The sequence below is a fragment of the Entomohabitans teleogrylli genome, from assembly GCF_001484765.1.
Taxonomy (GTDB): Bacteria; Pseudomonadota; Gammaproteobacteria; order Enterobacterales; family Enterobacteriaceae; genus Entomohabitans; species Entomohabitans teleogrylli.
The window spans coordinates 41,557-62,449 of sequence record NZ_LLXO01000031.1; the positions used below are offsets into that span (position 1 = coordinate 41,557).

Here is a 20,893-nt window from a genome sequence, read left to right on the forward strand (position 1 = left end):
ATCAGAGCGCATCCGTTGTTCGCGCGAGTAGCAGGGGCATTCCATCAGTCTGAGTATCTGCGGGGACATAACCGTAAAATGCCAGTAGTCGCAATAAATCCTTTTTAGCAATACAGACTGAGGCCGTATTGACCAGTGGGTGAAAGCCCAGTAACTGACTCGCTGATACAGAGGGATCGATAACTACCCGAAGATCGCTTGCTTTATTATGTGCAATAGCGAAAGGCGTCACCCCGCCGGCTTCCACACCCAGTATTTCCATTAACTCATCTGGTTTCGCGAAAGACAGCCGTGATTCGTTAAGCTGGCGCGCTAATCCACGAAGATCTGCCTTTTTATTACCATCAAGAATATACAGGTAGAAATGCTTTCCCGGGCTATTTTTTAATAACAGATTTTTGAGCAACTGCGCAGGAAATTCTGTTTCAAAACTCGCGTGATCAGCGACCGTTTTCACCTCCGGATGTGAGATATACTGATAAAGTATATTCAGCTCGGTGAGTAATTTCAGAACCTCATTCTTTTCCATATTTTCTCCTGAGCATTATCACAGTAACGGCCTTATGTCGTATACGATGGCTACCCACCACGCTTTGAAATCCTTCAGTTGGCGACCCCGACTACCGGACGTATATTTATGTACTTGCCGGGGAGTCAGCGTTTCGTGAAACGATATGGTAAATGATCGTGTCTACCGCCTCTTCTGCTGTCTGTACGGATGTATCAATTGTCAGTCTGGCAGATAGCCAGGGGTCGTATTCACGGGTAATGACCTTTTGCCAGTCCGGCAAAATATGCCCGCTAATATCTGCTTCGCGATTTTCAACACGATACCGGTGCTGCGTTAGATCGGAACAGATAAATTCTATCTCCAGAAAAGGCACGGCATTATCAGTCGCCACTTCTCTCCATGCCTGTCGGGTAATGAGTATGGGATTAACCGAATCGGCAATCACGATATTGCCCAGCCTGATGTTATCCACAGCAATGGCCCAGGCCACCAGATATCCGGCAGGCCCCATATCGTGCATGTTGACAGTCTGCGCACGAATCAAAGACTGCTCAATAGAATCAATACGTAACCAGACGGCCCCCAGCCTGGCGGCCAGCAGGCGGGCAATGGTTGATTTCCCGGTGCCGGGCAGTCCACCAAAAATGAGTAACATATCTATCCTTTTGATAAATAATGATTAATGAATGAAAAAATGCAAACGATTACGGTAGTGGATTGTCAATGTCATCATATCGCCGGGACCCGGAAGCTGGAGATATAGCATAAAAGGGCGATACCTCAATTTAATCGTGTTCAATAAATTAATCTGGCTTTGTCATAAGTCACCTCTTACTTGAGAGTTTACTCACTCAGTTGCGTGTCCACTGTTGCTGGTTTCTTTTTACCTTTTGCTAAAGCGATAAAGAATATGCGACTTCCTGCAGATTGCCGCTGACATCCCTGTCAGTGGCCCTCACATGCAACGAGATATATCGGGTATTAAGAGGATGAATACCGCTTACCCTTCATTAATCACCTGATACAGCGGGATCATCACCGCGCCGCGTAAGGCGCTCTGCGCCCCCATTGAAGATGCCACCAGCCTCATTTTCGGGCGGTTAATGATGGCCCTTTTTTCCTGACATTTGCCCCGAAACTCAATTATCCATTTGCCGGTCAAATGCCTGAGTGATCAGAAACATGACATAAGGCAGATCGTCCAGCGTCGTGAAGCCGACCTCTACATCGCCATTACCCCAACGCCCCACGCTGGTGACATCTTTGCATAATCCGCGTGGATCGTTGATTTCGGCAAAGGGGATATTCAGCGTCAGGCGCAGTCGCCTGGCCTGCGGTACGACATCAACAAAGTTTACTTCTGCTTTATAAGCAATATAAAGCTTCAGAAATACTTCGGTGACACACGGGTCAAGCGCCAGTATGGCTTTGCGTAATTCCTCAAACAGCACATTTATGTGTGCTTTTGCCAGATGTGGATGATCATCAAACCCGTAAGTCACATTCTCTGCGTTTTGAGGCCGGTAACATTGCAGGATATCATCCGCAAGCTTTGCATTCGGCCAGACAGTGCTCGCCTGTTCAGCCATGTGTCTCGCCCGCGCCACAATAGCCTCTTCATTCCAGGTTTCCAGACAGGAAAGCCCATTATTGAGACGTAAATGACTGTGTCGGAATCCGCCATCCATATCGCGTTTTTCGGCAAAAGAGCGATTACTGTATTCCGGGTTATAGCCCGTCAGTGTCAGATTCCCCAGCGTATGGCGCCAGGTTTCCCAGACGCGCTGCCATTCATCGCCCAGTTCCGCACGCCAGACTCCCGGCACTTTTTCGGGCTGATTTTCACACTGCGGCATAATGTGTTCGATGGTGTATTCATCCACCTGAATGGGTTCTTTGTGCTTATCATTTTCCAGCCGTCTTAACCAGTAACTGCGACTCCTGAAGTTATACAGGTCCCGGGTCTGGATATCCCGTTTAAATTCTTCATCTGACGGGAAACGACGGTACGATGGAAGCAGCATAAATGCCGCTTTCAGGCTTTCCAGATAACGGCTCTTGTCAAAACTTTTGCTCAATCCGGCAAAGGTTTTGTTCATTGAGTTGGTCGGAATCGCGCATACCGCACGGCGGAATACGTAGCTTTCCATCAAACGCAACGCTTCAGCAAAATCACTGAGCGACAATATCTGTTGCTGGTAGTCCTCATACAGTTCCAGCATCAACGGGTACGCGACATCCATTCTCAGTTCGCGGATGTTGTGGAATATCTCTTTAAGTTGTTTATTTTTTTCAGTCCCTAATGCAATAGCACAATAATAAACCGCATAGCGGTGAATATCTGCCACTACCGTCTCGACCGTCTGATTGCGGCGGTAAAAATATTGCTTAAACGCCTCATAGGTGTCATCTATTTTCGGGATATCCCCGGTTTTTACCGTCAGATAATGGCGCATAAAGGCATCGAACTGTTCAGAATAGGCTTCCTGACCAAACAGAAGCTCCATCCTGCGCCAGTGATCGTTATACAGCGCGGTCTGACGCTCGCTTTCCAGTCCCATCAGGATATAGTTGCGAATAAGATCGGCCTGGCTCAGTTTTTTGCCCGTCGAGTTCATACTTTCAAAAATGAGCTGCGGATTGTCATGGCCGCGCTGCAGGGAGATATCCACGACAATCAGTTTGCCAAGCCCTTTACAGACCGTTTCCAGCAGCGCGTTATTTCTCAGCTTTTCGCAGAAAAAATCAAAGTTCTCCTTCACCCGCACCGAGTACTGTTCCGGCAAGGGAAGCCCCTTAATAATGGTGCGCAGCGTTTCGTTATCGGTTTGAGAGAGAATTAACTTATAATGCTTCTCGCCGGATAACAGCAGATTGGTGAGATAAAAGCCGCGTAACTGTGTCTGGTTAAACCCTTCGATAAATTCCCGATCGCCAACGGCCTCTGCCAGAGCGGCAATCAGCAGCGACACGGTCGTCACGCGCTGCTGACCATCAATGATTAACAACGGGGACTGAGCTGTCACCGAATAGAGTCCGTCCTCGATATAGACGACAGAGCCGATAAAATGCCCGTGATTGTTGTCATCCTGCCCACAGCGAATAATATCGTCCCACAGTTGTTGGCATTCCTTAATTCCCCAGGAGTAAACCCGCTGATAGATAGGAATCACCAGTTGAGGCGCGGTCTGGAGGAAATTGAGCAATCTGGTTTCTTTGGCCTTCATCAGAATAGTCCCTTGTTAACAAACTGATTTCAGTACAATAACTATAATGTACGTGCTGGCGAAGAATTTGGCGAAGGATGATTAACCGGAATGCTATTTTTGATCACTTTCTTTGTACCACGACTCAAAACCCCGCGGCCTGATACCCCCATTGACCCCTGGTACGCTCCGGATAGCCCGTGAATTATCGCTCATCAGTGATAAATACTGGTACACTGCCTGTAAAATAAAAACAGGGATTAACTGCCTGCTGATACCTTGCGGCATCAGCTTAATCTGGTGGTGAAAAAACGCAGTAAAACTGATGTTCTTACCATGGGAGAAGCATTTTCCTTTATACAGAAAAAATCTCTGGCACTGATAACAACATCAGATAAGAAACCACAGAAGCTATTTCCCGGGATTTAGAATTTCGATCCCTGATTATTTATACTTTATGATTCTGGTTATAAATAATCTGAATATTTTTGTGAAATATCTCCCGAGTCCGTTAGTTACATTATTTTCATGTGGCTTTTTTATTGTTTACTGGTTAGGTTTACAGGTGTTATTTAGCGCGATGCGGATGTGCGACAACACACCCGCACCGCTCATCACAATCACTATTTACAAGGAATAGTAACCATGACTAATGTCAATTGTATTGCAGATTCATTTGAACCAGAAGTATCCCCGGCAAATAACCGCCATCTGAAGGTGGGTTATGCGAGCCGTCATCCGGATTACGCCCGTTTCCCGGCGATTATGATTAAAGGCCAGTGGCTGGAGACTGCCGGGTTTACCACCGGTACCGAGGTGGATGTGCGGGTGATGAATGGCTGTATTGTGCTGACCGCCCGGACGCCGGCACCGGAGGTGTCTGAGCTGATGAAGTCGCTGCGTCTGGTGGATAAGCTGTCGGTAAGAAAGCAGAAGCAGGTGCTGGAGTTTATCAGCGTGATAGCCGGGAAGCGGGCGGCGTGAGGTGGGCGCTCCCGACGGGAGTCGGGAGCGTCTTTCCGTACTTAACTGAATCCAGATGCCCAACCGATTGTCCGGCTACCGGGATAAATCCTGACAAATGCCCCCTGTCCTGCATTTACCAGATTAGTTAAAGTGGGAGTTAATTTTATTTTTGATATAATTGAGGAATTAGCATGGATGCCCGAACATTATTTTTAAAAAGTGGGTTTAATTTTCGGGATACCCTGGCGTTATTCCACGCCTTTAAACGAGCCAGTGTGCAAAAGCACGAGCGATATGCTTCACACGATTTTTTCGATTTTGTCGCAAAGCGGGGGCATGATATTGCCGGGGGATTAATCCTGTTCAGCGGCGTTTTTCTGGTTCTCATTATCGTGATGGCTGTTACGGGCGATATTCAGGGCATCCCACTTATGATAGGTATCTATGTGGTTTTACTTTTTGTGTGCATATGGGGATTGAGCCGCCTGAATTACTGCTCGCTGCCTGTGGGTATTAAGCTATCGATTTATTTTTTCCGTTATAAGATCATGAAATCAGATTATTCATCCTGGTAATGACCTTTCATCTGCTCATAAAGCAGATACCCTTTATAGCCACTACTGGTTGCCTGTAGTGTTAAGATTGATTTAGATTTAAAGCGGCTCATCGCCAGCCGCCAGTTCTGGATCGGCATACTCCATTTTTTCGATGCATCCGTGATGACAGATCGATCACCCAATGAGCGCCGACGGGTATATCAAACCACAGACGTGGTTTTCCCCGATCGGCCTGAAAATCAAGCCCCTTTCAACATATCAAACACCACGCGGGCAAAGCCTTTTGCCAGTTCAGGGTTAGAGAGGTACTGCATCATCATATCCTGTTGGGCGTCGTTGCTGTCCATGACGGCATCATCAATGGCTTTCGGGAAATCCCCCAACATCGCCTGCTCGCGCGTATTGTTCGCGATCTGGGTCATCACCGCCTGGTTTTCTGACAGCTTGTCGCGCACCGCGAAGGCATAGTTGATCATGTCTTTATCGGTCAGATTATCGGTGACGAACAGCTCATTCAGACGCGCCAGAATATTCGACAAAAATTCTTCTTTCTTGTCCTTCGGTTTCGCCGTACCGATATCATTACCCGGTTTGATTTTGTAATCCTCAGCCTCTTCCTGCAACTTGAGGTGCTGTTCGTGAAGCTTCGACAGACGATAATGGCTCATCTCGACGTTGCTTAAATCAATCTCATCTTCTTCGATACGCTGTTCATGCAGCAACGGACGCAGGTGGCGGGCAAACAGACTCAGCTTTTCCAGGTTCTTGTCGTCGTAATCGACGATTTGCGACATAAACTCGTAAAAGCGGACAAAGCTGCCGAGATCTTTCCTGAAGATATCCAGCTTACTTTTTTCTTTCTCGCAATCCTTAAAGGTGTTTTCCGCATTGGTGATCAGCACAACATCGCCGGTCTTTTTGGTGCGTTCAAACATCTCTTTGGCCAGCACATACGCATCAATCGCTGAGGTGTAGCGGTTTTTCCAGCGCTCCACCGCAGGTTTACAGATATTACTAATGGCCGCGTTGGATTTGTTTTTACTGAAGAACGCCTCGCAGAACTGCTCCACTTCGTTCCACAGGAAAATGCCGCTGGTGCGCAGCTTTTCATAAAGCTCAAAGACCAACTGTGGATCGCTGACATCCGTCAGCTCTGCTGTCTGGTAGTACGGCTGGAAAGCCCCCAAAATCTCGTCGGGTTCGTTGTAAAAATCGAGCACAAAGGTGCCGGATTGCGCCTTCCCGGGATAGGTACGGTTCAGGCGCGACAGGGTCTGTACACACTCCACACCCCCCAGCTTTTTATCCACATACATGGCGCACAGCTTAGGCTGGTCAAAACCGGTCTGGAATTTGTTGGCCACCAGCATCACCTGGTAGTCGTCGGTATCAAACGCTTTACGCATATCCCGGCCTTTCAGCCCTGGGTTCATATTGATCTCGGTGAACTTCTGGTTAAGCAGCGCAAAGCTGTTGTGGTCATCTTCATGGAATTCCACTTCCCCGGAGAACGCCACCAGCGCGCTTATCTTGTCGTACTTTTGCTCGGCGATATATTTATCGAAAGCCAGCTTGTAACGAACCGCCGCCTTACGCGAACTGGTCACCACCATTGCTTTCGCCTGGCCGGCCAGCAAGTGCATCACATGCTTGCGGTAGTGCTCAACAATCACCTTCACTTTCTGCGACACATTATGATCGTGTAGCGAAACCCACTGGTTCAGTTTGATTTTCGCTTTCTTGCTGTCCACTTCCCGGTCAGGATCGTCCAGCTTTTGCAGCAGCTTATACGCCACCTTATAGTTGGTGTAGTTCTTCAGCACATCAAGAATAAAGCCTTCTTCGATGGCCTGACGCATAGAGTAAACGTGGAACGCTTCTGGCTTGTTGGTTTTCGACGCCGGTTCCTGCGGATCAGGACGGCGACCAAACAGCTCCAGGGTTTTAGCTTTCGGCGTGGCGGTGAAGGCGTAATAGTTGAGGTTGTTGCTGCCTTTACGCGCGGCGACGGTGGCATCCAGAATATCTTCTGAAGACATTTCCACATCGTCATCTGTTTCTTCGGTCATCAGCACTTGTTTCAGTTGTCGTGCCGTAGATCCGCTCTGCGAGGAGTGCGCTTCATCGGCAATCACCGCGTATTTACGCTGCCTGAGGCTGACGCTGTTTTCAATCGCCTTCAGGACAAACGGGAAGGTCTGGATGGTGACGATAATGATCGGCTGCGAGTTTTCCAGCGCACTGGCCAGCTTCTCCGATTTAGAACCATCGCCTTCTTTGTTATTGATACGCCCGACTACGCCATCCTGATGTTCAAACTGATAGATAGTGTCCTGCAGTTGATCGTCCAGCACGGTGCGGTCCGTCACCACAATCACTGAGTGGAACTGCTTTTCGCCATTTTCATCGTACAGCCGGGAAAGCTGATGGGCCGTCCAGGCGATAGAGTTCGATTTGCCCGACCCCGCACTGTGCTGAATCAGGTATTTATTACCGGTGCCCTCCACCGTGGCGGCAGTGATCAGTTTGTTCACCACATCCCACTGGTGATAGCGCGGGAAAATCAGGCTCTCGCTTTTGTACTTCAGGCCAATGGCGTTTTCTTTTTCGACGATTTGCAGATGCACAAAACTGGCGAGAATTTTCAGCAAATTGTCCGGCAGCAGCACCTCATTCCACAGGTAGCTGGTGGCGTAGTCGTGGGCATCTTCCGGGATGTCGTTCCCCGCGCCGCCGTCATGGGTGCCTTTGTTAAACGGCAGGAAGAAGGTTTTATCGCCATCGAGTCTGGTCGCCATAAACACTTCGTACTGGCTGACGGCAAAGTGCACCAGCGCGCCACGTTTAAAGGTCAGCAGCGGCTCAGGTTTATTGGTGCCAGGGTCCTTCGGCAAACGCGTTTTCTTATATTGCGTAATGGCGTTTTGCACCGTCTGCTTAAATTCAGACTTCAGCTCCAGCGTCGCTACCGGCAGGCCGTTGACAAACAACACCAGGTCGATACGCCACTTCTTCGCCTTTACGCCCGTTTCTTCGAATGCGGCGTTCGACGCATGCGGGCTGTAAACCAGCTCCGGCACGATGCGGCAGATATTCTGTTTGTAGCGCGTCAGGGTTTCCGGATTGAGGTTATGTTCCGGCTTAAACTGGCACAGGGAAAAACGCGCATTATGGCTTTTAATACCATGGCGCAGCACGCCGAGCGTGCCGTAAGTACGAGACAAAATATCGGTGGCGTTGATATCCGCTTTTTTCAGCTGCGCCACCAGCGCATCGAGGAAATGACGCTCGGTATCGGAAGGATAAATTTTGGCAAACTTCTCCCACTCCTGCGGCTGAGTGGTTTGCACAAAGGTCAGCACATCCTGCGAGTACAGCGCACGTTCGCGATCGTAGGCGTCAGTTTTGCCGCGAATCCAGCCTCGATCGATCATCTGAGCAATCATCTCATTCTGGAAAATCAGCTCTTTGGTGCTGTCCATGCTCATGCGGTAGCCTCCTGAATTGCCTCAATGTCCTGGGTGTCACGGGCAACCCAATCGCGGACGTCAATTTTCCCGGTGACGGCGGCGGAGATCAGGGCTGTGCGGCGTTCTTGCATTAAATCTATTGCAGATTCCGCTTTACAAATTAAGGACTCAAATTGAACAAACTGCTTTTCTATTTCTATGCATATAGATGCAAGTTCATCTTGTTCTGGAAGTAAAATTGGGATATTCCCAAGATCTTCCATTGATAGATTCGGCTGCGCAGCCTGAACCGCGCCCATGCCTATTATCCTCTGGATGATATCGGTCCCAAGCCAGTAATAGATCCAATCGGCATGATTAATATTTTTAGTGCGAATAAAACTTACTGCCTGATTTGTGTTCGCAGGCAGTATCTCTTTTTGAAGAACTGAAGCCATACCAGTAGTTGCACCAGCGATTATAACTAAGACATCCCGTTCTTGAAGGCGACTTCTTGAGATTTGTTTATCTACATCATTAGAAATGTAGAATTCTGGCAATGAATTAACAAACTTTGACTTACCAATATTTTCTGCTTTTAAAAAGCGAATACCTTCATCAACAAAATCACCACCAATAGTGCTCGGCGTTGTACCTTTAGATATTTGTTTTGATAATTGCTTAATGCGGCATATTTTCCAATGCTCCGGAACTTCCCCCAACCACTCAACACCAGAATCTTTCATTGGCACATCAGGGTTTAGCCCTTTGGTGACGGCATGGCTAATCACTGCCTGACGTTTTTCTTTCAGCAGTTCAATGAGTTGCTGTTGTTTCTCGATCAGATTATCGATCTTTGCGGTTTCGTGATCGAGAAAGTTTGCAATCCTTAATTGCTCAGTCAATGGCATATTAGGGACAGGTATATTTACTAGATCTGAAGCATTAATTGCTGGATAACTCACACCAACAGAACGAGCAACTACTTCCTTTATGAATCCACTAGCACGCAGACAATATGCGGCAAAAGCATGATTTAATCCTATAGAAGGTCTGATTACCGCAAAACCAGTGGAAACGACCATATTATCAGGAGGATTAATTATTGGAGAAATAGCCTCTAGATAGGTTCTAACTGTGGAAATAATTACGTCACCATCTTTTACCAAACGTCTCGCCCTAGACGGTGCTTTGGACAATAACATGGTTTCTGTTTTTGTTATGCCCTGTGATGAGTTCACACTTCCAATATCAACATATTCAATTTCGTAATCATGTCCTGCTGATTCAGAAATAACCTGATCATTGAATGTGCAAAGAAATTTCAAAGACTTAGCATTCCAATGCTTAGGAACTCTCCCCAACCACTCAACCCCAGAGTCCTTATACTCCGGATACGCCTTATATTTCGCCATCAGGAATGTACCTCCTGCAGCAACTTCATAATCTCGGCACTGACCGCATCCAGATCGGCATCAATCTCTTCCAGCGGGCGCGGCGGCTGATAGACGTAGAAATGGCGGTTAAACGGAATCTCGTAACCGACAATCCCTACCTCGCCATCTTTCGCATCGCGCTTATCGGCGTTGATCCACGCGTCATTCACATGCGGCAGTACTTCGGCTTTGAAGTAGTTTTCAATCAGGTCGCTGGTGGACAATGCTGGGTTCAGCGGCACATTTTCGTTATCACGCAGCTCGCCGTCCTGTTCAAACTCGACCACTTTGCCTTTGTATTCAAACGCGCCATACAGCGGCTGAGCGGCTTCTTTCAGCGCTTTCTTCACCACCGGCTCGGCTTCCGGGTTTTTCGTGGTGATAGCGTCGATAAACTGCTTGTTCTCTTTAGCGTCCAGCTTGACGCCAGCGGTTTTGATGGCCCCTTTCAGAGTCAACTGGAACTGGTTGAAGTCATTACTTACCAGCGTCTTGCCACCCGCCTGCGCACCCAGAGCCGTCTGAATCTGCTGTGCTTTTTCCATTAACCCGCGCTGCGCCAGCCACAGTTTGCTGTCGAGCAGGTCTTTAATCTGCTTCTCTTTCAGCTCGGCAAATTCGGCTTTGATGATGGCGCGCGCTTCTGTTTCCAGTTCGGCGAAATCACCGTAGGTGTCTTCCTGCCATTGGGATGCGAACTCTTCATACAGACGTTCCATCGGCGCGTTAAACGGCTTCGGCGCAAAGCGCAGAGTCGCCATCGCCTCATCCGTCACCTGCGCGGATAAACGCAGCGGGCGCTCAATGGTCAGGCGACGATAGCCAAAGTCGGTGCTGTTAAAGATTTTGCTGGCGAAGGTTTTCGGCGCTTCGCTTTTGGCGGTGGCAGGCTGACGACCACGGCTGGATTTTTGCTCGGCGGCTTTTTCCAGCCCCAGTTCTTCCAGGGTTGTGGCATCCACCACTTCAAACTCACCGAAGGTCTGGGTGATCAGTTTGATATCGTCTTCGCCCATCAGGTTACGCTTGGAACCCAGCGATTTACGCATTTTTCCGCACAGGTTGGTGCCATCAATTAGCTGCACTTTACCTTTACGCTCAGGCGCTTTCTTGTTGGAGAGGATCCAGACGTAGGTGGCGATGCCGGTGTTGTAGAACATGTCCGTTGGCAGCGCGACAATGCCTTCCAGCAAATCGGCTTCCAGAATGTAGCGGCGGATTTCACTCTCACCGCTGCCCGCACCACCGGTAAACAGTGGCGAACCGTTAAGGATAATCCCGATACGCCCGCCATTACTCACGTTGCCATCCACATTGTGGTTGTCGCGCATTTTGCTGATCAGGTGCATCAGGAACAGCAGCGAGCCGTCGGAAACACGCGGCAGGCCCGGGCCAAAGCGACCGTTAAAGCCTTTCTGCGTATGTTCGTCGTTAATCTCGCCCTCAATCTTTTTCCAGTCCACGCCAAACGGGGGATTAGAGAGCATGTAGTCGAACTGATCCAACGGCAACTGGTCGTAAGAGAGGGTGTTACCCAGCTTAATGCGGCTGACGTCCTGACCTTTGATCAGCATATCGGCTTTACAGATAGCGTAAGATTCCGGGTTCAGTTCCTGGCCAAAGGCGCGCATCACCGCGTTAGGGTTCAGCTCGTGCATATATTCCATGCCTGAAGAGAGGAAGCCGCCGGTCCCGGCCGTCGGGTCATAAATGGTGCGGATGATACCATCCTGCGTCAGCGCTTCATCATCTTCCATAAACACCAACGAGGTAGTCAGACGCACAATATCGCGTGGGGTGAAGTGCTCACCAGCGGTCTCGTTGGAGCTTTCCGCAAAACGACGGATAAGCTCTTCAAACACCAGCCCCATCTCGTAGTTGGAAATCGCTTTCGGGCTGAGGTCAGTAGTAGCGAATTTCTTCACCACTTTGAACAGCAGGTTGGCATCTTCCAGCAGGCCGACAAACTCACTGAATTTGAAGTGTTCGAAGATTTCACGCGCGTCCGGTGAAAACGCCTGTACGTAGCTTTCCAGGTTGGCTTTGATGTCGTTCTGCCCCATCTTGCCCAGATCCATCTTCGAGGTATTGAAGAAGGAAAGCTCGCTGGCGCGCAGCAGAAACTTTTCCTTGGCATCTTCCGGCAGCGGGCTGGTTTTTAATTCATCGTATTTCGCCAGCACCGCGTCTTTAGTCTCCGCCAGCACACACTCAAGGCGACGCAGCAGCGTAAAGGGCAGGATCACGCGTCCGTACTGAGACTGTTTAAAATCACCGCGCAGCAAATCAGCCACCGACCAGATAAACGCAGCCGTTTGAGAAAAGTTAGTGTTAGTCATGAAACCCTCGGGGAGATCACAGCCATACTGCAAATATGCAGAGGCAAAATTCAGTTTTGGAATGCACCTGGCAAAATAATACCCACAATGAAAACTATCGCAAACGATACGGGGCAAAGAAATGAATAGCCACCGCTATAACCACATCAGCAAGTTGATGGGAAGCAAATCAAGAGGTAAGGCCTTACATTGCGCGGATTTCAGACACAAAAAAAGCCGCCTCAGGCGACTTGATTGCATATCGTTGTTGGTGCGAAGGCCGGACTCGCACATTACATTCAACCTCATGATTTAAAATAGTTAATAAAGAACACTTTCAATTTATACCAACACAGATACCAACACGAAAATTCATTGTTTTTCGGCATCGAACCCGGACAAACATGACTGAGCTAATACAACTGAGTTAATATGCCGAAATCTGTTACGCATCACCTTCCTCGACAGACTCCAAAGCATCAAGATCTATTCGGACCATCGCAATAGAGCCAATACGGATGAAAGCATCTTCTCCATCTATATCGGGTAACTGATATCGCTCTGTTGATTCCGCCTCTGATTCAAGAATGTCAAAAAATGCATTCAATTGACCCACATCATCGATTTCGTCATCTTCCGAAACCTCGGGCTCACAGTACAGCCCAATAACTGGGCCACCGCTCACCATGGCGATATAGACATTCCCATAGCTATCTGAGCGAACATCTGTATCAACTGATGGAGACGTGATAAAAGCGCCAGTCGTTGTACTGGCGCCTGAGAGGCAGACCGCTGATGGTGTCGGCTTCAGCGATCAGGACGAGGGTCATTATTTCCTGCCGCTGAATCTGCTACTGGTGATGTCAGTAACGGTTTTATATCCCTTGCGGGTCATCAGCCCGGTAGCCTTGCGGGCGCGGAGCATATCAATGCTGCCGATAAACGGAGACTGCTCTTTCACGCTGAAACCGTGACGGTCAGTACGTACCAGGTCGTACTTTTCCAAGATAGAATTCACCGCGTCACACAGTGAGATTCCCGCATCAATGTGTTTCTGGATCACACTGTCGTTGCCAAACGGCGTGTCGTTGAGGGTAAGGCCGTAGTGTTGCTCCAGCAGATACTCCAGTAATTTTTGCCAGATTTCGACTGATGACAGACGTGACGATGCCGCCCTTTGAGGGGGCAGGGATTGTATTTGCATGGTTTGCGCTCTTTGTTGGCTGGTTTGATTAAGGAAAAGCGTTTGGGATTTATGCGGTTATTGCAGATGTCGGATAAATTACGATATACAAATAGCCACAGGAGCCGAGCGTATCAGCCTCACATATCAGCCCTTTTGCGTGGAGCGTGATGCAGCGCTGAATGTGGGGCGTGAGTTCGCTGCTGGCCAGCATAAGCTCCATCTGCTTCATCAGTACCGGAAATGCTTGGTCCAGATGGCGTAAATCTGTGTCATTAAATGTCCCGGTGGTGCTGGCGCGGTCAGCAAGGTAATGCAGGCGGTTACCCTCCTGTACCAGCCGGGCACCAAAACATGGCGTGACGTTGCGTCTGAGGCCCCACCAGGGTTCCGCGATGTTATGGTTGATTACACGGGTTGCTTTCTGCATGTAAGTACTCCTTAACGGTGAGTTAATTCAGGGTGACGCTGCGCAGGATCACATACGGACCGTTGCGGTCCTGTCGGTGTTCAGCAAACACGGCCAGTACACCCCGGATATCCTGCACTTCCCTGCCGTAGTAATGGCAGATACTGCCGGACCACTTATATTTCCCGGTACAGAAGCGAAACAGCCGGGACTCAGAATGCTGGCGGTATATCGCCATTGCCTGACGTTTGCTGATGATTTTCATCGTTATTCTCTCCCTAAAGCCAGCCACGCTCGGCAAACGAGACGATGTCCATGCCTCCCACTACCAGGTGGTCCAGCAGACAGATATCCACGAGTTTAAGTGCCTGCTTCAGATGGTCAGTAAGCAATCTGTCGGCATGGCTGGGTTCGGCATAACCTGACGGATGATTGTGTGAAAGCACGATGGCAGCCGCGTTGTATTTCAGTGCTGCCTTTATCACTTCACGGGGATGTACCTGCGTATGGTTGATGGTGCCGGTGAAGAGCGTTTCATGGGCAATAAGACGATGCTGGTTATCGAGGAAGAGCACCATGAATACTTCACGCTCCAGTGTGGCGAGCTGCAGGCGAAGCCAGTCGCGAACTGCATGGCTGGAGGTAAATGCCTCGCCGGGCTCGCGTAACTGGCGTTCCAGCAGGGTCAGAGCGCGTCTGATGGTGCGCTGCGCGGTGGGAGATATTCCCCCGCTGTCAGGGGGACACGTGGTGATATTCATTTGCTTTTCCTGTCTGTTGACGCGTTGGGAGGAGATGTGTTGTACAGTTTTTCGGCAACGACGAACTCGTCGTGCAGGGATTCAAACCATCACCAGATATGGAAGAGAGGGGTACCCGTCAGGAAATGCAGGAAGGGTTCGTCGGTCACAAGGTCACCGTCCTCATCCCTGACCGTTGTATTCCTCAGCGTATCCCACAGGGCATTAAGGTGAGACAGTTCATACGGCATGGCGGGATGCTCAGTCGATAATGCGCATGATGGCGCTGCATTCTGCGTGGTTCAGCGCATAGTCACGCAGACGCCAGTAATGTTCCGTCATGGAGTCGCATTCCGTGCGGCAAGCGTGATGACTGTAAGCGATAAGACAGACTGCAATCCCTGCAGCTTCGGCGCTCATGTCTGAGGAGTTGCCGTTCATGGCGTTGAACAGCGACCAGAAGACATCGTTGTCCGTTTCCGGAACCATGAAGGCCCCGCCGTTGCTGAGAGTATAAAAATTCCAGACACCGCCGCTGTAGTCAGCGCAGAACCGATCCATCCAAGCAAAGACCTGCGGTTCAAGGGTTATCCACTGCGGGATGTTGCCAAAGTGCTGCGGCCAGAACTCCACACGCTGTTCGTCTGGTACGGGTGCGGCTGTCAGAGCATGTGCAGAACCGTTATCGTCAGCCTGCAGAGGTAGCTGATTTTTATCGTTAATATTAATCATATCGGTCATGTTAATTTTTCCTTATGCATGGAGATGTTGAATGGAAGACTCGGGCCGGGGATTGATTTCGATGGCGGGGCGCGGGTTATTACCCGCCCAACAGGCCCATCATGTTTTCGGCCATCACCCAGAGCGCACGGTTTAACTTAACGTCGCCATCAATCCCGTTTACTGCGCGGGTATGGGTACGTTTACCCTGCGCGGTACGGCCACTTAGCCCGCCTTTCAGCAGGTTTTCCTGAATGCGCTGGTAGGTAGTCCACAGGTCATCGCTCTCGTCCTGCCAGCGGCGAGGTGCAAGGATTTGCGATTCAGTCACTGGCTGGTACTCTTCCCCAAAACGGTAGGCCAGCGCCGCTTTAGCAAGTGCATGCTGTGCTGGTGACGGGAGTTGCAGGGACTGCATAGCGTCACGTTTCTCTTCCACCCGGTCAAAGACGCTGAGCACCTCATAGGCACCCTCAATCACCTTCCCGACGACATCCCCCCTGTGTGGCACGCGGATCTCGCCAAACGACTGTCCGCAGACGAGCGAATTAGTGCAGACACTTCGGAATATCCCCGGCAGTAACTGAAAACTCGACGCGCCATCGTGCGAATTCAGAATGATGATTTCCGGCACCTGCTGACCGTTTATCTGACCGGCACGACGCAGGCGCAGCATATGCTTTGTATGTTCTCGCCTGCTCTGGTCGCGCACTCGTGACTGACAGGCAAAGAATGGCTGGAACCCTTCGCGTTTAAGCTTCTCCAGCAGGGTGATTGTGGGTATGTAGGTGTACTTTTCGCTTCTGGAGTCGTGCTTGTCTTCCCCGAAGACGCTGGGGACATGCTGCATCAGTTCTTCGCGGGTTAAGGGACGGTCACGGCGAACCTGGTTCACCCGACCAAAACGGCTGGCTAATCGCATGGTTGATTCCTCATCTGATTACCCTGATGGCATAAAAGCAAAAGCCCCTGCTCCGTGAGGAGGCAGGGGCTGGATGTGTTGTTCTCAATGAACGGATAGGTCGGGCGGGACTACAGCGTATCCAGAATCTTCAATATCTGCGCCATCAGGGCGGTGATAAGTGCAGTGACCAGCAACGTGACCGCTTCCCGGGCTGTATCAATGCTGCTGTCATCGTAGCCTGCCTGACGCAGGCGAATTTCAATATACTGCCGGGCCTGATGCCCGCCGCACCAGGTCAGAGCCTGGCTCAGGGCCATCACCAGCATTTTCAGAAAGGTCATAGGGTTTGCTCCGGACTGCCTGGCGGCAGCCCGCTGGTGGAGTGAAGATTTATTTGAGTAAGTTGATACAGGAAAGTGGCTCAGTTGTAGGTATAGCGCCATGCGCCTTTATCAGTGGTGACGACGACTTCCGAGGCTACGCAGTTATTATAAAAACTCACCTCAACTGACTGTCCGTAGCGTAATGTGGCGGGCAGAATGGTTTCCTTATTGCTGGAGTACAGATATTTCTGGTTGGCGATATGACAGTTTCCCCGGTTAACATCAATATTTTCGACTTTCACGGTATTATCCAGCGCAGTGACCACAACAGTGACGTAGCGTGTTCCGGCAGGGTGAACCTGATTACTGGTCTCCACTTTGATGGGCGGCGCTGGCTCTGCCAGCGCCTGGGCTGACAATGCAAGCAGTGCGGATACCAGCATGTGTTTAAATTTCATAATCTGTTCCTTTTAAAAATAACGTAATCATCAAGCGTTAAATTCAGATACAGTCTAGAGTGCATCTTTACCCACACAGCCGTGTGTCCCGAATGCCGGTAGTACCTTAGCCGCACCGGCCAGCGTGAATGTGGCAGGCTTAACACCGTCTCCTGTCACTGAGACCTGTTTGCCATTACGTAACTGAGCCCAGGCCAGCGCCAGGTTATTACCGCCCACTCGACTGCCAGATTCGCTGATATCAATAAGTGCTCCACCGTCGATACTGACCTGAAGGCTTTTATCTTCATCCATACTGACCTGATGCCCGCTGGCGTCAGTAAATATGACCGTGGCCGGTTGCGATCCGTAATCCTCACAGGTCAGAGACAGTTGTGATTGACCTTTCCCCTTGATGACAAACTCCGATACGCCCTGGCCCCAACCACTGGACCAGGTGTCCTGACTGCCAAATGCTTGTGCCATAACTGGCAGCTGACTGCCTACCAGTACTAGGGCGCTGAGTAATACTTTTTTCAAGATGGACTCCTTTTGTTAATGAAACTGCGGTTCTGACTAATGAAAAAACAGGCTCATTCCCGGATGAGCCCACTGATGTACTGAAAATGCGGCAGGGCCTGAATAAATCGTGGGTCTTCAAAAATCCGCCGGATATGACTGCTTCTGGTGAAGCCCCCGATGGTCATCACCACATCGGTAATGGCTGAAAGGGTAAATACCTGAATCCGCTCGCCAGTTACTGCCGTCAGGTACCACTCGCCTTCCAGACAGATAAGCCGGTAAGGGGCAACGGCGGACTGATGGTATCCGTGGTGCAGAAAATGAATGCGGCGGTTGCTGATGATGGCCTGGATAATGACCTGAAAACCGCCAAACAATGCCGGAGCCTGACGGGGTGGCGCATTCCAGATAGTGCAGGGGGAGTCCTGACCGTTGTCGAGCAGGACAGACAACAACTTAGGGTCAAGTGCCGGAAAGTAATGTGCCACCCTGGTTATTTGGGCAAAACGGATAATGTCGCTGTTGGTACGAAAGGGGCCCCGAGCATCCCGGAGACTGACGTGACCGTCGATATATTCCGTGTCGATATAGCGCAGTCGTTCACGCAGGTCGCGCTGAACGGTACGCTCAGAGACGCCAAACTCCTGAGCAAGTTGCCTGATACTGAGCGTTTCTCCCATAAAGAGGCGGCTGACCAGTATGGCGAGACGGCTTGCCAGGCGGTCATAGCGTTGTTCCTGTTCAGACATGAGGGATGCTTCCTGCGCAAATGGCAGCCCCGTCGGGGCTGATGGTTAAGTAAAAGGTGTTAACGGGAAAGGTGCTGCTGTCTCAGCCAGGACACGATGATGCATGCTGGTATCGTGACCCGATAAGCTGGACCAGCGATGTCGGAAATCATCCACGCTGAACTCAGTGCGATGGCAAGAGGACCAGCCAGTACGGAAAGTGCGCGTGAAGCGACCACCACAGTTCCCCAGGTGGCAATACCGCCAAGAGAGGTGATGACACTGGCAGACAACATCGTTGCCAGCTCCAGTGCAGCCAGCGAGGAAGTCCGTATGGCAGCCTGAACGGCGATAAGAATGAGTTGCGGCGTGGGGTTTGTCAGATCCAGATGCATATTGCGAGAAAAAACAGCCAGCTCTTCCGGTGTCATCTGATCCAGGCTTTTTTCCAGTACCTTCATCAACAGACCAAGCTCAATGGTTTCGGTAGTGCTTTTCTGGTTGTAATTCACATCAAGCTTGTCACAGACATCGACGAGGATTTCCCGATAGGTCACGCCTTGTCCCAGTCGGACCAGACTCGCCAAGGTATTCGCGCCATAACGCTGAAACTCAGCGGCTATCAGTTGCCAGTAGCGACGGTGGTCTGGTGCTAACAGGCGGTACTCCGGGGTACTGGTCAGACTCTCTGTCCAGCGAGTGTCGCCATCGCGTGGGTCAGTGGTCAGGATGGAAACCAGTAATTGCAGTTCTTCATTGCTGCACTTGCCCAGCAGATTCAAATCAGGGTCGTTACGGTAGACAGCCATTGTTCTTTCTTAATCAGGGTGGTGGAGAGGCCACACTTTAAAGGAGGGAATTGTATGGATATGTCATCAGAAATGGTGGATTTTTGCGCAAAGAAAACTTTAAGCGACAGGTTGTGTCTCTGGGAGAAATAACCAAGGGGCCAGCGCAACTGGTTTGTTGCAGTTCATCAGGATGATATATATCTGAAATTTATTTCAACCGTTTTACCACTGAGGAAGAACCAAAGAAATGAGTGTTTTCAGCAATAAAGTAAGACTCCTTAGCGAGTGCATAAAGATAATGTATGAAATACTGTTTATCTTTATTATTGGTAAACTGCTTGTATATTTCTGAATTAGCAGCATTCAAATCTTGAGTAATCACACTTGCATCAGAATTGAAACGATTAAAAATAGCGTGATTCTCACCAGACTGCTCACTGTAACCACTGGTACTTCTTAAGAGTAACCCATTCTGAAATTCTTTTGTCACAGTAAGGTGTAGTACTCCTCCTTCTCTGTCCTCCATGGCTTTAAGAGCATTAAACCAGCAAGCATTTATTTCCTCACCAATAACATTATTAAAATCCCGAGTATCTATATAAAAATTAACATGTAAGTAAGGCCGATTATCATATATGTTCTTTAACACAACCCAGAAATAGCCCAGAACATGGTGCTTAAATGTAGTTCTGGATCGGATATTATTAAAAAAGCGGGAACTTAGCGCTTTTAGTATTTTCATGTGCTCTGGAATGGGCTCTCCGGAGACACCTTCGGCGAATAAAGAGAAACAGAGTGCACCCGAGTTTTTATGCCTGCGTTTCATCTCGTTATGAAACTCTCTGGCAGTACTGAACATTCTCATCTTTTTATCTATATCTTTTTTTATCGCCCCCAATAAAAGCCTTTTAAGTTTTTCACAATTTTCCTTACCTTCTGAATTAAAAATCAGTCTCCCATGCTGAAGGCCTGCGTACTCGGACCTTAAAACAGTAATAATATTGAAAACCTCTTCAATGCTACCATCATTAGATTTATGATAAAAACAAATGCAATATTCCTTTTCCAGCCGACGAAAATCAACAGATGTGGCCATCACGTTCTTATACCTGTCTGCCTTTTTCGGGAATATAAAATGAAAATCATCAGACATGTTGAACACTGTCACTGGTAAGACTCCTTTCCTGTCCGTCATCATGACGACGGCTATCAGCCAGACATCAGAACAACCATTTTGTTTTCTCTGTTCTCTGAAGATAGCCGATCAGGTTAACATCACGCCACACAAATTATGTAATTCAATAACACAAATAACGTAAAGAAACCTGCTATTCCGGGACTCTTACGCTGGTTACCAATCAGACCACACCTCAGAGCAGTAGGGATCGCTACAGAGGTTTTCTTAGCTCATGATAATCGAAAAACTATGCCGTCTAGCTACAGACCTATAAACTCCAGCGACTATTTTTACCGTGCTGACCGATACTTGTCCGCCATAGCTACCATAACTCCAGAGTGGCAACATGTCACAGTGAAGTAAAACTACCGGTCTGTACACCCCATCTGTACCAAGGTCATACCGCCCTGCTTGTCGGATTGGTAATATAAACAATAAAGAAGAGTATTTATCATGATCTACCTTAATCGTAATGAATCGCCACGGGTTTAACAGACACCTCGGAGTCATTTAAGA

Annotated in this window: 21 protein-coding genes; 2 read left to right on the forward strand and 19 right to left on the reverse strand. The window is 49.3% G+C overall.

Features of this window, described 5'->3' with window-relative positions; translation table 11 throughout:
• Position 1 precedes the first annotated feature (1 nt).
• The 3 genes from AQ981_RS22635 to AQ981_RS22645 all read right to left on the reverse strand — a co-directional run bounded on the left by AQ981_RS22635 (position 2) and on the right by AQ981_RS22645 (position 3,738).
• Positions 2 to 529, reverse strand: coding sequence for a YbaK/EbsC family protein (locus AQ981_RS22635; RefSeq protein WP_058914038.1), 528 nt, complete (start codon positions 527 to 529; stop codon positions 2 to 4).
• A 106-nt stretch (positions 530 to 635) separates the two neighbouring features.
• Positions 636 to 1,166, reverse strand: a complete 531-nt coding sequence (locus AQ981_RS22640; protein WP_058914039.1) for a P-loop nucleotide/nucleoside kinase family protein — start codon at positions 1,164 to 1,166, stop codon at positions 636 to 638.
• Positions 1,167 to 1,650: 484 nt separating this feature from the next.
• Positions 1,651 to 3,738 (reverse strand): GmrSD restriction endonuclease domain-containing protein, encoded by a 2,088-nt coding sequence (locus tag AQ981_RS22645; protein ID WP_058914040.1) that lies wholly within the window; start codon positions 3,736 to 3,738, stop codon positions 1,651 to 1,653.
• 624 nt (positions 3,739 to 4,362) lie between these two features.
• Here AQ981_RS22645 and symE point away from each other — a divergent pair.
• Together symE and AQ981_RS22655 are read left to right on the forward strand one after the other, a co-directional pair.
• Complete coding sequence (gene symE / locus AQ981_RS22650; RefSeq protein ID WP_058914041.1) at positions 4,363 to 4,701, forward strand: endoribonuclease SymE; 339 nt, start codon at positions 4,363 to 4,365, stop codon at positions 4,699 to 4,701.
• Positions 4,702 to 4,874: 173 nt separating this feature from the next.
• Positions 4,875 to 5,258 carry a hypothetical protein gene (locus AQ981_RS22655; protein WP_058914042.1) on the forward strand — a complete coding sequence of 128 codons (384 nt, stop codon included), beginning with the start codon at positions 4,875 to 4,877 and terminating at the stop codon, positions 5,256 to 5,258.
• 221 nt (positions 5,259 to 5,479) lie between these two features.
• On the opposite strand, the gene AQ981_RS22660 is transcribed toward AQ981_RS22655, so the two are convergent.
• From AQ981_RS22660 to AQ981_RS22735, 16 genes are all read right to left on the reverse strand, one after another.
• Complete coding sequence (locus tag AQ981_RS22660; RefSeq protein WP_058914043.1) at positions 5,480 to 8,728, reverse strand: type I restriction endonuclease subunit R; 3,249 nt, start codon at positions 8,726 to 8,728, stop codon at positions 5,480 to 5,482.
• The gene (locus AQ981_RS22665; protein WP_058914044.1) at positions 8,725 to 10,104 is read right to left on the reverse strand and encodes a restriction endonuclease subunit S; all 1,380 of its coding nucleotides are present in this window, start codon (positions 10,102 to 10,104) and stop codon (positions 8,725 to 8,727) included. Before AQ981_RS22665 ends, AQ981_RS22660 begins: the two co-directional genes overlap by 4 nt.
• Positions 10,104 to 12,464 carry a type I restriction-modification system subunit M gene (locus tag AQ981_RS22670; RefSeq protein ID WP_058914045.1) on the reverse strand — a complete coding sequence of 787 codons (2,361 nt, stop codon included), beginning with the start codon at positions 12,462 to 12,464 and terminating at the stop codon, positions 10,104 to 10,106. The genes AQ981_RS22665 and AQ981_RS22670 overlap by 1 nt, the downstream gene beginning before the upstream one ends.
• A gap of 424 nt (positions 12,465 to 12,888) precedes the next feature.
• Entirely contained in the window at positions 12,889 to 13,131 is a 243-nt protein-coding gene (locus AQ981_RS22675; protein ID WP_249226372.1) for a hypothetical protein, read from the reverse strand.
• 141 nt (positions 13,132 to 13,272) lie between these two features.
• Entirely contained in the window at positions 13,273 to 13,647 is a 375-nt protein-coding gene (locus tag AQ981_RS22680) for a TA system toxin CbtA family protein (protein ID WP_058914046.1), read from the reverse strand.
• A gap of 49 nt (positions 13,648 to 13,696) precedes the next feature.
• Complete coding sequence (locus tag AQ981_RS22685) at positions 13,697 to 14,056, reverse strand: type IV toxin-antitoxin system YeeU family antitoxin (RefSeq protein ID WP_058914047.1); 360 nt, start codon at positions 14,054 to 14,056, stop codon at positions 13,697 to 13,699.
• 22 nt (positions 14,057 to 14,078) lie between these two features.
• Entirely contained in the window at positions 14,079 to 14,300 is a 222-nt protein-coding gene (locus AQ981_RS22690) for a DUF987 domain-containing protein (RefSeq protein WP_058914048.1), read from the reverse strand.
• 13 nt (positions 14,301 to 14,313) lie between these two features.
• Complete coding sequence (gene radC, locus AQ981_RS22695) at positions 14,314 to 14,796, reverse strand: RadC family protein (protein WP_047058008.1); 483 nt, start codon at positions 14,794 to 14,796, stop codon at positions 14,314 to 14,316.
• A gap of 240 nt (positions 14,797 to 15,036) precedes the next feature.
• A complete protein-coding gene (locus AQ981_RS22700) occupies positions 15,037 to 15,516 on the reverse strand; it encodes an antirestriction protein (RefSeq protein ID WP_082683255.1) in 480 nt (159 codons plus the stop codon).
• 79 nt (positions 15,517 to 15,595) lie between these two features.
• Positions 15,596 to 16,417 carry a DUF932 domain-containing protein gene (locus tag AQ981_RS22705; RefSeq protein ID WP_058914049.1) on the reverse strand — a complete coding sequence of 274 codons (822 nt, stop codon included), beginning with the start codon at positions 16,415 to 16,417 and terminating at the stop codon, positions 15,596 to 15,598.
• A 110-nt stretch (positions 16,418 to 16,527) separates the two neighbouring features.
• On the reverse strand, positions 16,528 to 16,740 hold the full coding sequence (locus tag AQ981_RS22710) for a hypothetical protein (protein WP_058914050.1): 213 nt from the start codon (positions 16,738 to 16,740) through the stop codon (positions 16,528 to 16,530).
• 80 nt (positions 16,741 to 16,820) lie between these two features.
• Entirely contained in the window at positions 16,821 to 17,180 is a 360-nt protein-coding gene (locus AQ981_RS22715) for a hypothetical protein (RefSeq protein ID WP_058914051.1), read from the reverse strand.
• 54 nt (positions 17,181 to 17,234) lie between these two features.
• Positions 17,235 to 17,645 (reverse strand): hypothetical protein, encoded by a 411-nt coding sequence (locus AQ981_RS22720; protein ID WP_396266056.1) that lies wholly within the window; start codon positions 17,643 to 17,645, stop codon positions 17,235 to 17,237.
• Positions 17,646 to 17,752: 107 nt separating this feature from the next.
• Positions 17,753 to 18,430 carry a helix-turn-helix transcriptional regulator gene (locus AQ981_RS22725; protein ID WP_058914053.1) on the reverse strand — a complete coding sequence of 226 codons (678 nt, stop codon included), beginning with the start codon at positions 18,428 to 18,430 and terminating at the stop codon, positions 17,753 to 17,755.
• A 59-nt stretch (positions 18,431 to 18,489) separates the two neighbouring features.
• A complete protein-coding gene (locus AQ981_RS22730) occupies positions 18,490 to 19,218 on the reverse strand; it encodes a YaaW family protein (RefSeq protein WP_058914054.1) in 729 nt (242 codons plus the stop codon).
• 190 nt (positions 19,219 to 19,408) lie between these two features.
• A complete protein-coding gene (locus AQ981_RS22735) occupies positions 19,409 to 20,368 on the reverse strand; it encodes a hypothetical protein (protein WP_058914055.1) in 960 nt (319 codons plus the stop codon).
• Positions 20,369 to 20,893: the final 525 nt, after the last annotated feature.

Bases quoted from the DNA above. Each gene is read 5' to 3' on its own strand.
- AQ981_RS22635 (WP_058914038.1), bottom strand. From the start codon at position 529: ATGGAAAAGAATGAGGTTCTGAAATTACTCACCGAGCTGAATATACTT.
- AQ981_RS22685 (WP_058914047.1), bottom strand. From the start codon at position 14,056: ATGCAGAAAGCAACCCGTGTAATCAACCATAACATCGCGGAACCCTGG.
- AQ981_RS22645 (WP_058914040.1), bottom strand. From the start codon at position 3,738: ATGAAGGCCAAAGAAACCAGATTGCTCAATTTCCTCCAGACCGCGCCT.
- AQ981_RS22710 (WP_058914050.1), bottom strand. From the start codon at position 16,740: ATGACCTTTCTGAAAATGCTGGTGATGGCCCTGAGCCAGGCTCTGACC.
- AQ981_RS22715 (WP_058914051.1), bottom strand. From the start codon at position 17,180: ATGAAATTTAAACACATGCTGGTATCCGCACTGCTTGCATTGTCAGCC.
- AQ981_RS22655 (WP_058914042.1), top strand. From the start codon at position 4,875: ATGGATGCCCGAACATTATTTTTAAAAAGTGGGTTTAATTTTCGGGAT.
- AQ981_RS22720 (WP_396266056.1), bottom strand. From the start codon at position 17,645: ATGGCACAAGCATTTGGCAGTCAGGACACCTGGTCCAGTGGTTGGGGC.
- AQ981_RS22730 (WP_058914054.1), bottom strand. From the start codon at position 19,218: ATGGCTGTCTACCGTAACGACCCTGATTTGAATCTGCTGGGCAAGTGC.
- AQ981_RS22665 (WP_058914044.1), bottom strand. From the start codon at position 10,104: ATGGCGAAATATAAGGCGTATCCGGAGTATAAGGACTCTGGGGTTGAG.
- AQ981_RS22680 (WP_058914046.1), bottom strand. From the start codon at position 13,647: ATGCAAATACAATCCCTGCCCCCTCAAAGGGCGGCATCGTCACGTCTG.
- AQ981_RS22675 (WP_249226372.1), bottom strand. From the start codon at position 13,131: ATGGTGAGCGGTGGCCCAGTTATTGGGCTGTACTGTGAGCCCGAGGTT.
- AQ981_RS22690 (WP_058914048.1), bottom strand. From the start codon at position 14,300: ATGAAAATCATCAGCAAACGTCAGGCAATGGCGATATACCGCCAGCAT.
- AQ981_RS22670 (WP_058914045.1), bottom strand. From the start codon at position 12,464: ATGACTAACACTAACTTTTCTCAAACGGCTGCGTTTATCTGGTCGGTG.
- AQ981_RS22700 (WP_082683255.1), bottom strand. From the start codon at position 15,516: ATGACCGATATGATTAATATTAACGATAAAAATCAGCTACCTCTGCAG.
- AQ981_RS22640 (WP_058914039.1), bottom strand. From the start codon at position 1,166: ATGTTACTCATTTTTGGTGGACTGCCCGGCACCGGGAAATCAACCATT.
- symE (WP_058914041.1), top strand. From the start codon at position 4,363: ATGACTAATGTCAATTGTATTGCAGATTCATTTGAACCAGAAGTATCC.
- AQ981_RS22725 (WP_058914053.1), bottom strand. From the start codon at position 18,430: ATGTCTGAACAGGAACAACGCTATGACCGCCTGGCAAGCCGTCTCGCC.
- radC (WP_047058008.1), bottom strand. From the start codon at position 14,796: ATGAATATCACCACGTGTCCCCCTGACAGCGGGGGAATATCTCCCACC.
- AQ981_RS22660 (WP_058914043.1), bottom strand. From the start codon at position 8,728: ATGAGCATGGACAGCACCAAAGAGCTGATTTTCCAGAATGAGATGATT.
- AQ981_RS22705 (WP_058914049.1), bottom strand. From the start codon at position 16,417: ATGCGATTAGCCAGCCGTTTTGGTCGGGTGAACCAGGTTCGCCGTGAC.